Here is a 10,818-nt window from a genome sequence, read left to right as displayed (position 1 = left end):
CGGTGAAGCCTGCGTACCCGCAGCAGCCGGTGAAGCCTGCGTATCCAGCGAAGGCCGCGTACCCTCAGCAGCCGGTCAAGCCTGCGTATCCGCAGCAGCCGGTGAAGCCTGCGTTCCCGGAGAAGCCTGCGTACCCGCAGCAGCCGGAGAAGCCCGCGTTCCCGGAGAAGCCCGCGTTCCCGGAGAAGCCTGCGTTCCCTGAGAAGCCGGTGAAGCCCGCATTCCCGGAGAAGCCCGCGTACCCGCAGCAGCCGGCGAAGCCCGCGTTCCCTGAGAAGCCGGTGAAGCCTGCGTTCCCTGAGAGGCCGGTGAAGCCTGTGTTCCCTGAGAAGCCGGTGAAGCCCGCGTTCCCGGAGAAGCCTGCGTTCCCTGAGAAGCCGGTGAAGCCCGCATTCCCGGTGAAGCCTGCGTTCCCTGAGAAGCCGGTGAAGCCCGCGTCCCCGGAGAAGCCTGCGTTCCCTGAGAAGCCGGTGAAGCCCGCGTCCCCGGAGAAGCCCGCGTACCCTCAGCAGCCGGTGAAGCCCGCGTCCCCGGAGAAGCCCGCGTACCCTCAGCAGCCGGTCAAGCCCGCCTTTCCGGAGCACCCGTCGAAGCCGGCATATCCCGACCAGCCGTCGAAGCCGGATCACTCGAAGTAGCCGGCGAACGGCTCCGTTCGACCCCATTGGACGCGGAGCGCGGGCGGCTCGCCCCGCTCGCGAACCGCTTTGAACACGACGAGGAGGAGCTGATCCTGGGGGCTGCGCGGGGCGATGGGTGTCCTCGCCTTCCGCCGGCCGCCCGGCGGCCCGGGAAGGTACCTAGGGGCGTTGGGCCGACACTGACTGCCCCTCAGGGGCTGTCGTGCCGGGCCCGGGCGGTCGGGCCCGGCCATCGGCCGGCCGGGGGCTACCCGCCGAATGGGCCGCCCTCGACGAGGATCAGCAGCCCGAGGGTGATCAGGACCAACGGGAGCAGGACGTGCCCCCACCGGCTGAGCGCCTTGGCGATGACCGCTCGGGTGGCGAAGAAGCGGCCCGCGAGGCACCACACGGCCACCAGGGCCAGGAAGACCACGGCATACACGCTCATCCCGCCCAGGCCGGCGGTGGCGAACACGGGACGTAGACACCGATGTTGTCGCCGCCGTTGGCGAAGGTGACCGCGGCGACCTCCAGCGTTCTCGGGCCGCTGTCCTCGGTCGTCTCCTGTGCGCGGTTCCCATCCTGGTCGTCGCGGTGTTTCCATGCCTGCCAGGCCGACTTCAGGCCCAGTGCGAGGGGAAGCAGCCCGAGATACGGGATGGCCGACTCCGGCAGGAAAGTGGCGCCGAACGCCGCGGCGACGGCGACGGCGAGGATGGCGGTGAAACCGGCGTACTGGCCGAGTGTGATGCGGCGGCCGCAGCCGCGGTGGCCCGACCCCTGCGCGAAGAACAGCGACAGCAGCAGGATGTCGTCGATGTTGGTGACGGCGAACAGTCCGGCCGCCTGCGCGACCATGCCCAGGTTCATGGACGGACGTCAGCTCTGTCGGCGTAGGCCTGCGATGAGGAGTTCGACCAATCGGCGCGCGTCGTAGCGAGGGTCGCTTTCCGCGCCGATGCAGAGGTTGCCGACGCCGCGCATGAGCTCGTAGGCCTTCAGGTCGGACCGGATTTCGCCGGAGGCGGCTGCCGCGTCGAGCAGTTGGGTGCACACGGGCACGAGGCGGTCGAGGAAATAGGCGTGCAGGGTGTCGAAGCCGGCGTTGTCGGACTGCAGCACGCCGGCGAGCCCGTGCTTGGTGACCAGGAAGTCGACGAAGAGGTCGATCCACTGTCCCAGCGCGGCGTAGGGGGTGGGGCTGGTCGCCAGCAGGGTGGGGCCGGCCTCGGCGCAGGCCTCGACCTGGTGCCGGTAGACGGCGACGATGAGGTCCGCCCGGGTCGGGAAGTGGCGGTAGATCGTGCCCATCCCGACACCGGCCCTCGCCGCGATGTCCCGCACCGGCGCTTCCACGCCCGAGGTGACGAAGACCGCGGCGGCCGCGTCGAGCAGGGTCTGCTCGTTGCGCCGGGCGTCCGTCCGTTTGGGCCGGGCTGCGCGTCCCGCGCCCTTGTCGCCGTCGTTCACCGTGCCATTCCCTCCGCCATCGGGCTTGCTGAAGCGGAGCAGTGTTCCGTATCGTAATCGGAGCGACGTTCCGCTTTGTGCATGATGCCAGAGCCGGAGCCCCGCGACCAAGCCATGCCTGGTCGCAACGCACCGCCACCCACCCGCAATGGAGGAGCACGGTCATGCAGTACCGCACGTTGGGCCGCACCGGTGTGCAGGTCAGCTCGCTCGCGCTCGGCGCGATGAACTTCGGCAGTATCGGGCGCACCACCCAGGACGAGGCCACCGCCATCGTCGACGCCGCGCTCGAAAGCGGGATCAACCTCATCGACACCGCCGACATGTACGGCGACGGCGAATCGGAGGAGATGGTCGGCAAAGCCATCGCGGGCCGCCGCGACGACATCGTGCTGGCCACCAAGGCGGGCCTGCCCATGGGTGACGAGCGCAACCACCGGGGCAGTTCTCGGCGTTGGCTGGTCACCGCGCTGGACGACAGCCTGCGCCGGCTCGGCGTCGACCACGTCGATCTCTACCAGATCCACCGGTGGGACCCGAGCACCGGCGACGAGGAGACGCTGTCGGCCCTCACCGATCTGCAACGCGCGGGAAAAATACGCTACTTCGGGTCCTCCACCTTCCCCGCCCACCGCATCGTGCAGGCCCAGTGGGCCGCACGCGAGCATCACCTGGGCCGTTACGTCACCGAACAGCCCAGCTACTCGATCCTGCAGCGCGGGATCGAGACGCACGTCCTGCCCGTGACCGAGGAGTGCGGGCTCGGAGTGCTGGTGTGGAGCCCGCTGGCCTCCGGCTGGCTGTCGGGCGCCGTCCGAGCCGGCCGCTCCGTCACCACCAGCCGCTCGACGTTCATGCCGCAGCGCTTCGACACCGGCCTTCCCGAGAACAGGGCCAGGCTCGACGCCGTCGAGCGGCTGGCCGAGCTCGCCGACCGGGCCGGACTGACGATGATCCAGCTCGCGCTCGGATTCGTGACCGCGCACCCTGCCGTGACCAGCGCACTCATCGGCCCCCGCACGCTGGAGCACCTGCGCTCCCAGCTCGCCGCCGCCGACACCGTGCTCCCGGCCGACGTACTCGACGCGATCGACACGATCGTGGCCCCCGGCACCGATCTTGCCCCGCACGAGAAGTACGACACCCCGCCTGCCCTGCTCAACCCGTCACTGCGCCGCCGCTGACCGTCGAAGGAGGAACGGCAACCCCATGACGACGACCGCACCGCGAGTCCGTTTCGGCATCATGACCGCCCCCATGCAGGTCGACTATCGCGACGTCCTGCGGGTCTGGCGCGAGGCCGACACCATCCGGGAGATCGAGCACGCCTGGCTGTTCGACCACCTCATGCCCATCGCAGGCGACCCGGACGGACCGATCTACGAGGGCTGGACGCTGCTCGCGGCCCTGGCCGCACAGACCCACCGGCTGCGCCTCGGCCTCCTGGTCACCAGCAACCGGTTCCGGCCGCCCGCCATACTGGCCAAGATCGCCACGACCGTCGACGTCGTCTCCGACGGCCGGCTCGACCTCGGACTCGGCGTCGGATCCCGGCCCGACCCGCCCGAGGCCCGGCGTGAGTACCCGGCGCACGGCCTGCCCTTCCAGGACACCGCCCGGGCCGTGGAGAGCCTGGCCGAGGCATGCACGCTGATCCGGCGGCTGTGGACCGAGGAGCAGCCCTTCGACTTCCACGGCACTCACCACCACCTCACCGGAGCCTTCGGCAACCCCAAACCCGTCCAGCGCCCCCATCCGCCGATCCTCATCGGCGGACGCTCGTCCGCGACCCTGCGCGTAGCCGCCGAGCATGCCGACCTGTGGAACATGCCGGGCGGCGACATCGACGACGCCGTCCGCCGCAGCGCCCTGCTGGACCGCCACTGTGCCGAGATCGGTCGTGATCCCGCCTCGATCACGCGCTCGATCGTCCTGCCGGTCTCCTACGACCGTCCGGACGCCACGAGGGACGCGATCACCGGGGCGATCGACGCCGGCTTCCGGCACATCGTCCTGGGGCTGCCGTCGCCCTGCCCCGACGGTGTCGTACGGTGGCTGACCGACCGGATCATCGGCGCGTCGGCCCTCGTATGAACCGCTGAACAGGGCCGGGTTCCCCTCCCGGCCGGTCAGGTGCAAGCTGGAACGGAGGCCGTTTCGCGATCCCGCGAGCGGGCTCGGGAAACCCGGTCTCGCCACTCCGAGTGAGCCCCTCGGGCTCGGCAGGAGGGAAGCGGGATGACAGAGCAGACCACCACCAGTACGGCTTGGCACCTGACCGGCGACTGGTTCGATGTGTGCAAGTGCCCCATACCGTGCCCCTGCACATTTGCACAGCCCCCCACCTACGGCGACTGCGAAGGCGTCATGGCCTGGCACATCCGGGAGGGCAACTACGGCGACGTGCGGCTGGACGACCTCAACGTCGTGATCGTCGCCTCCTTCACCGGCGACGTCTGGTCCGGCACGCACACCGACCCGTACGCCGCGGTCTTCCTCGACGAACGTGCCGATGAAAAGCAACGCGGGGCGCTCCAGGCCGTCTTCGGGGGTGCGGCGGGCGGATGGCCGGCGCAGTTCGTGGGGATGTTCCACCCCGAGATGCGCGGCATGGACGTCGTCCCCATCCACGTGGAGATCGACGAGGACCTCGCCGGCTGGCGGGCCGAGATTCCCGACCGGGTGACGGCCGCCGCCGAGGCACTCACCGGCCCGACGACGTCGCAGGGTGCCCGCGTCCAGGTCCACAACGCGCCGGGCGCCGAGGTCGGCCCGGGCCAGGTCGCCACCTGGGGGCGGGCCACGACCGACCGTGCCGACGCATTCGGCTTCTCCTGGGAGCGCTCGGGGAAGTCGAGCAAGTACTTCCCGTTCGACTGGAGCGGACCTGACTGAGTGGAAACGAGCTCCTCGCTCTGAAGGCGCTCAAGGTGAAGGGCCGCCTGTCGGGGGCATGGCCGGGTCCGTGCCTCGCCGTCTCCCCGGCATGACCGTTCCATGCCGAGCCCGGGCGGGCCATGAGCGGCAGGGGGAGCGGACGTGGCTCCGGCCGCTGACCGACGCATACGCCGTCCCGGGCAGGACCACGCCGAATGCCGGGCCGTGCGCCGCCAAGGCCACCCGCCATCCCCCCAGGGGCTGGATCCACTTCCGCCAAGCCCCGCCCAGCTGCACGTTCTGCCTGCGCGACACCACGAGCGGCCACATCGCGGTGCTCACCGTCATCGACCTCGACCACGTCAACTACGCGACGACGGACGACATCACCTACTACCGGCACCGCAGTTGACTCTCAGCCGTGCCCTGCGTCGACACCCCCTCGCAGCCCCCACTCATCAAGCCCGGAGTAGATCAACGCCGTGCGGCCTCCGGGGATGCCGAGCGCCTCGGCCTCCCCGGAATGAAGCGCCACCAGACAGTCAGGGCCTCGCCACCAGGTGTCTGCAAGGCCCATCACCTCGCGCACCGGCTCGTAGCCGTCCAACTCGATGCCATCGACGTCGTCGCCGACGAGCCTGGTGATCTGCTTCGCCCACGGGGACGCCCCGCTCGAGCCAGCACTGCCTGTGCCCCTCCACGGGCCGGACGCCGACCCTGACGCCGTGCACGCCGACGAACGATCGGGCTCGTCGAGTCAGGCCGCCGGGCACATCGTTGAAGAGGTTGAGATTCACCGGGGCGACGCTACCCGCTGCTCATGCCGGTGCCCGCCCGGGCGCCCGCTCCAGACGGACGATCACGCTCTTCGACGTCGGGGTGTTGCTGATGTCCGCGACGCTGTCGAGGGGCACCAGCACGTTGGTCTCCGGGTAGTACGCGGCGGCCGAACCCGCGGGAGTGGAGTAGCCGACGACGCGGAAGGCCTCCGCGCGGCGCTCCGAACCGTCGGTCCAGATGCTGACCAGATCGACGAGGCTGCCGTCGGCCAGCCCGAGGTCGGCGAGGTCGGACGGGTTGACCAGGACGACGCGGCGGCCGCCCTTGATGCCCCGGTAGCGGTCGTCCATCGCGTAGGGGACGGTGTTCCACTGGCCGTGCGAGCGCAGGGTCTGCAGGACCAGGTGGCCCTTGGGCGCCTGGAGCATCGTGAAGTCGTTGACGCTGAAGACGGCCTTGCCGCTGGGGGTGCGGAACACGCGGGAGTTGACCGGGTTGGGCAGCCGGAAGCCGCCGGGGCGCCGTACCCGCTCGTTGAAGTCGTGAAATCCCTCGACGACTTGGGCGATGCGGTCGCGGACGAGGTCGTAGTCGGCCTCGAAGTCCTCCCAGGGGATGTCCGGTTCGCCGCCCAGCACCCGGCGGGCGAGGCGGCTGATGATGGACACCTCGCTCAGCAGGTGGGGGGACGCGGGGGCGAGCCGGCCGCGGGTGGCGTGGACCTCGCTCATGGAGTCCTCGACCGTCATGAACTGCTCGCCGCCCGTCTGGACGTCCCGGTCGCTGCGGCCGAACGTCGGCAGGATCAGCGCGGTCCGTCCGCACACCGCGTGCGAACGGTTGAGCTTGGTCGAAATGTGCGCCGTCAGACGGCAGTTGCGCATGGCGCGCTCGGTGGCGTCGCTGTCGGGCGTGGCCCGCACGAAATTGCCCGCGACCCCGAGGAAGAGCTTGGCCCGGCCGTCGAGCATGGCCCGGATGGAGTCCACGGAGTCCAGGCCGTGCGTGGTCGGCGCGGTGAAGCCGAACTCCTGCCCCAGCCGGTCCAGGAACGCCTGCGGCATCCTTTCCCAGATCCCCATCGTGCGGTCGCCCTGGACGTTGCTGTGCCCGCGCACCGGGCACACCCCCGCGCCCGGGCGGCCGATGTTGCCGCGCAGCAGAAGGAAGTTGACGACCTCCCGGATGGTGGGCACGCCGTGCTTGTGCTGGGTCAGGCCCATGGCCCAGCAGACGATGACACTGCGGCTGTTCAGCACGCGCTCGTGGACCTGCTCGATCTCGTCGCGGGTCAGCCCGGTGGCGTCCAGGACCGCATCCCAGGACGTGGTGCGGATCTGTTCGGCGAAGGCGTCGTAGCCGGTGGTGTGCTCGTCGATGAACGCGCGGTCCAGGACGGTGCCCGGCTCCTTGTCCTCCGCCTCAAGGAGCAGCAGGTTCAGCGCCTGGAACAGGGCCAGGTCGCCGCCGGGGCGTATCTGCAGGAACTGGTCGGCGATGTCCGTGCCACGGCCGATGACGCCGCGCGCCTTCTGCGGATGCTTGAAGCGCAGCAGTCCCGCCTCGGGCAGCGGGTTGACCGCGACGACGCTGCCTCCGCGCCGCTTGGTCTCCTCCAGCGCGGACAGCATCCGCGGGTGGTTGGTGCCGGGGTTCTGCCCCACGACGAAGACCAGGTCGGCGTTGTGGAGGTCGTCGAGGCTGACGCTGCCCTTGCCGATCCCGAGGGTCTCGTTCAGGGCCGAACCGCTGGACTCGTGGCACATGTTGGAGCAGTCCGGCAGGTTGTTGGTGCCGAAGGCCCGGGCGAACAGCTGCAGCAGGAAGGCCGGCTCGTTGGCCAGCCGCCCGGAGGTGTAGAACAGCGCCTCGTCCGGGTGGTCCAGGGCGCGCAGCTCCCGGGCCAGCAGGTCCAGCGCCTCGTCCCAGCCGACCGGCTGGTAGTGGGTCGCGCCCTCGCGCAGCACCATCGGCTCGGTGAGCCGGCCCTGCTGGTTGAGCCAGTAGTCCGACTTCCGGCTCAGCTCGTCCACCGAGTACTGCCGGAAGAATTCCGCGGTCACCCGCCGGGAGGTGGCCTCGTCGCTGATGTGCTTGGCGCCGTTCTCGCAGTACTCGTTGCGGTGCCGCTCGCCCGGCGCGGGCTCCGGCCAGGCGCAGCCCGGGCAGTCGAAGCCCTTCGCCTGGTTGATGCTGAGCAGCGTCAGCGCGGTGCGCTTCGGCGAGGTCTGGCCGAGCGCGTACTTGAGCGCATGCACGACGGCGGGAGCGCCGGTGGCCCAGGTCTTGGGAGCCGAGACCGACAGCTCGCCCTCGTCCGCTCCGTCTTCTTCGAAGTCCCGCATCGCACACCTCGCCCTCTCATTCGCACGACACTCTTGGGCAGTGCGTCGGACCAGGTCAAAGCGGAAGTTCCTATCGCGTGACAGGCGGCACCGATCAATGCAGCGTGCTCGGCGCCAGCGGCGCGGCACGGCCCCGGACGAGGGATCATGGCAAGGTGCTCCTGCGTCAACTCGAATACCTCGTCGCCCTCGCGCGCGCCCGCCACTTCGCGAAGGCGGCGCAGGCCTGCTACGTCTCCCAGCCGACCCTGTCCGAGGGCATCCGGAAATTGGAGGACGAGCTCGGCATCCCCCTGGTCCAGCGGGGCCGCAGGTTCGACGGCCTGACACCGGAGGGCGAGCGTGTCGTGCTGTGGGCGCAGCGCATCCTCGCCGACCGTGACGCGATGCAGGGCGAGATCCAGGCACTGCGGGCGGGGCTGACCGGACGGCTGCGCATCGGCACCGTCCCCACCGCCGCCACGGCGGTCGCGCTCCTGACCCAGCCGTTCTGCGTGGCCAACCCGCTGGCGACCGTGCAGGTCTTCGCGGACCTGCAGTCCGTGGACATCGTCAGCCGACTCCAGACGTACGAACTCGATGCCGCCGTGACCTACCACAGCACCGTCATGGAACACGGCTTCAAGTTCGTCCCGCTGTACCTGGAGCGCTACGTCCTGCTGATCCAGCGCTCCGGCCGCGCCTTCGGCCCGGCCGAGATCTCCTGGGAGGAGGCATCCCAGTACCCGCTGTGCCTGCTGCACCCCGGAATGCAGGGGCGTCAGGTCCTGGAGGCGGCCTTCGAGGCGGCGGGCGTCTCCGTGACCCCGCGCGTGGAGACGGACTCCATCGCCTCGCTGTTCGCGCAGGTCAGAGCCGGGCACTGGGCGAGCGTCGTACCGCACGCCTGGCTGCACGTCTTCGGCGTGCCCGCGGGGATGCAGGCGGTTCCCCTGGTCCGGCCGGTCCGCACGGAGCGCATCGGGCTGGTCCTCCCGGCGCGGGAGCCGGTCTCGGTGATCGGGCAGGCGCTGATCGACGCCGTCGGTCAGGCGGGGGTCGCGGCTGCGCTGGAGCGGCTGCCCGACTAGCCAGGACCGATGAGATTCCCGGTGGCCGAAGGTCCCCACACCCACTGCAAGCGGGGTGCACAGAGACACAGAACGGGTTCATCGCCGGTCCGGCCGAGACGGGTTCCGAGCACCTCTTCGCCTGGCACCGCAACGGGGACATCGAGGTGCCGTCCGCCGACCCGCGCTGGACCTTCCGGCTGTCGCCGCCCAGCGCGGAACACCTTCGGCAACAGATGGCGGCCTTCGGGGCGCTCGCCGTCGGCCGCCGGCTGTTCGACATCACCCAGGACTGGGGCGGTAGGCACCCCTTCGGCGTGCCGGTCTACGTCGTCACCCACCGGGCGCCCGTCGACTGGGCCCACCCGGAGGCCCCTTCACGTTCGTTCGCTTCACAGAATTCCCACAAAGCTCCATGAGAGCTTTAAGTTTCAAGCGGTACGCTCGTTCGCACTTCGAGTGGCCGAGGAAGCCCCACATCGCGGCGCTCGCATCCCCCCACAGGCACAGGAGACGCGTTGTGCGCGACGGCGACGTAGTAGTGATCGGCGGCGGCTACGCGGGAGTACGGCTGGCGAAGCGACTGGACTCGGTGGCGCGGGTCACGCTGGTGGACCGCAAGGAGGTCTTCTTCCACCGTATCGCCTCACTGCGCGCCGGAGTTCGCCCGGAGTGGTCGGTGACCCCCTTCATCCCGTACGACCGACTGCTGCGCAACGGCCGGGTGGTCGTGGGCAAGGCGGTCCGTATCGACACCACCGAGCGCCAGGTCGTCCTGGCGACGGGGGAGAGGCTGCCGTACGACGTGGTGGTGATCGCCACCGGCGCCGACTACCCCGAACCTGCCCGCTTCACAGGCACCACCCCCGACGAGGCGGTCAAGTCCTTCGCCGGGCACCAGCAGAAGATCGCCGCGGCCGGGCATGTCCTCGTCGTCGGCGGCGGCCCCTCCGGCGTCGAACTCGCCGCCGAGGTACGGCTGGCCCGGCCGGACGCCCGGGTCACGCTCGCCCACTCCGGGCCGGCGTTGCTGCACTCCACGGGCGTCGAACGGGCCGGGCGCAGGGCCCGGGCCTGGCTGGAGTCCCACGACGTGGAGGTACGGCTCGACTCGTTCATGTCGCCCGGCAACGACTTCGGCACCTACCGCGACGCACACGGCACCGTCATCGAGGCCGACCTCTCCTTCTGGGCGACGGGCACCACGCCCAACACTCTCTGGCTGCGCCTGGGCGGACACGGCGACTGGCTGAACCCGGCCGGGCACGTCAGGGTCGACCGCACCCTGCGGGTCGAGGGCCGGCTGGACGTGTTCGCCGTCGGCGATGTGAACGACGCCACCGAACTCAAGATCACCCCCGCCGCGCTGGGCCAGGCAGACCTCGCCGCCTGGAACATCCGCACCTACCTGAACAGTTCCGGCAGGCACCGCAGGGAACCCCGCCTGTACCGGGCGATCCACCGCACCCCGCTCATCGTGCCCTTCGGCCCGGCCGACGGGCTGACCCTGCTGCCCGTGCCGGGCGGCGAGAGCGCGGTCCTCGGCGGCCGCACCTCGGTGCTGGCCAAGGCGAAGACGCTCATGACCCCGTACATGAGGCGCCAACTCGGCTACACCGCTGCCTGAGACACAGTCCCGGCCCTCCCGCGTCCAGGGGGCGGACGGGTGCTTGT

The 10,818-nt window shown here is 70.3% G+C and carries 11 protein-coding genes and 1 pseudogene; 8 read left to right on the top strand and 4 right to left on the bottom strand.

From position 1 onward, the window contains the following. Positions 1 to 638 (top strand): annotated as a pseudogene (locus ACWCRD_RS15775) (hypothetical protein); the annotation flags it as partial. Positions 639 to 888: 250 nt separating this feature from the next. Here ACWCRD_RS15775 and ACWCRD_RS15770 read toward each other — a convergent pair. Genes ACWCRD_RS15770 through ACWCRD_RS15760 form a run of 3 tightly spaced genes read right to left on the bottom strand, consistent with a single transcriptional unit; the run spans position 889 to position 2,093 of the window. Beyond that, positions 889 to 1,071 (bottom strand): hypothetical protein, encoded by a 183-nt coding sequence (locus ACWCRD_RS15770; protein ID WP_450966376.1) that lies wholly within the window; start codon positions 1,069 to 1,071, stop codon positions 889 to 891. Further along, entirely contained in the window at positions 1,068 to 1,493 is a 426-nt protein-coding gene (locus ACWCRD_RS15765; RefSeq protein WP_450966375.1) for a cadmium resistance transporter, read from the bottom strand. The genes ACWCRD_RS15770 and ACWCRD_RS15765 overlap by 4 nt, the downstream gene beginning before the upstream one ends. 9 nt (positions 1,494 to 1,502) lie before the next feature. After that, entirely contained in the window at positions 1,503 to 2,093 is a 591-nt protein-coding gene (locus ACWCRD_RS15760) for a TetR/AcrR family transcriptional regulator (RefSeq protein ID WP_450966374.1), read from the bottom strand. A 164-nt stretch (positions 2,094 to 2,257) separates the two neighbouring features. On the opposite strand from ACWCRD_RS15760, the gene ACWCRD_RS15755 reads away from it, so the two are divergent. The 4 genes from ACWCRD_RS15755 to ACWCRD_RS15740 all read left to right on the top strand — a co-directional run bounded on the left by ACWCRD_RS15755 (position 2,258) and on the right by ACWCRD_RS15740 (position 5,382). Further along, positions 2,258 to 3,277 carry an aldo/keto reductase gene (locus ACWCRD_RS15755; RefSeq protein ID WP_450966373.1) on the top strand — a complete coding sequence of 340 codons (1,020 nt, stop codon included), beginning with the start codon at positions 2,258 to 2,260 and terminating at the stop codon, positions 3,275 to 3,277. A 25-nt stretch (positions 3,278 to 3,302) separates the two neighbouring features. After that, on the top strand, positions 3,303 to 4,187 hold the full coding sequence (locus ACWCRD_RS15750; protein WP_450966372.1) for an LLM class flavin-dependent oxidoreductase: 885 nt from the start codon (positions 3,303 to 3,305) through the stop codon (positions 4,185 to 4,187). 144 nt (positions 4,188 to 4,331) lie between these two features. Further along, a complete protein-coding gene (locus ACWCRD_RS15745; protein WP_450966371.1) occupies positions 4,332 to 4,988 on the top strand; it encodes a DUF1326 domain-containing protein in 657 nt (218 codons plus the stop codon). 91 nt (positions 4,989 to 5,079) lie between these two features. Further along, positions 5,080 to 5,382: a hypothetical protein gene (locus tag ACWCRD_RS15740; protein ID WP_450966370.1), complete on the top strand. Its 303-nt coding sequence runs from the start codon at positions 5,080 to 5,082 to the stop codon at positions 5,380 to 5,382. 406 nt (positions 5,383 to 5,788) lie between these two features. Here ACWCRD_RS15740 and ACWCRD_RS15735 read toward each other — a convergent pair whose 3' ends face one another. Then, positions 5,789 to 8,095 (bottom strand): FdhF/YdeP family oxidoreductase, encoded by a 2,307-nt coding sequence (locus ACWCRD_RS15735; RefSeq protein ID WP_450966369.1) that lies wholly within the window; start codon positions 8,093 to 8,095, stop codon positions 5,789 to 5,791. A 155-nt stretch (positions 8,096 to 8,250) separates the two neighbouring features. On the opposite strand from ACWCRD_RS15735, the gene ACWCRD_RS15730 reads away from it, so the two are divergent. From ACWCRD_RS15730 to ACWCRD_RS15720, 3 genes are all read left to right on the top strand, one after another. Continuing rightward, entirely contained in the window at positions 8,251 to 9,165 is a 915-nt protein-coding gene (locus ACWCRD_RS15730; protein ID WP_450966368.1) for a LysR family transcriptional regulator, read from the top strand. 146 nt (positions 9,166 to 9,311) lie between these two features. Further along, entirely contained in the window at positions 9,312 to 9,563 is a 252-nt protein-coding gene (locus ACWCRD_RS15725) for a hypothetical protein (protein WP_450966367.1), read from the top strand. 101 nt (positions 9,564 to 9,664) lie between these two features. Then, a complete protein-coding gene (locus ACWCRD_RS15720) occupies positions 9,665 to 10,771 on the top strand; it encodes an NAD(P)/FAD-dependent oxidoreductase (RefSeq protein WP_450966366.1) in 1,107 nt (368 codons plus the stop codon). Positions 10,772 to 10,818: the final 47 nt, after the last annotated feature.

Source organism: Streptomyces sp. NPDC002092, assembly GCF_053593775.1.
Note: the sequence above shows the minus strand (reverse complement) of the source record. Positions and strands in the feature narration are given on the sequence as shown.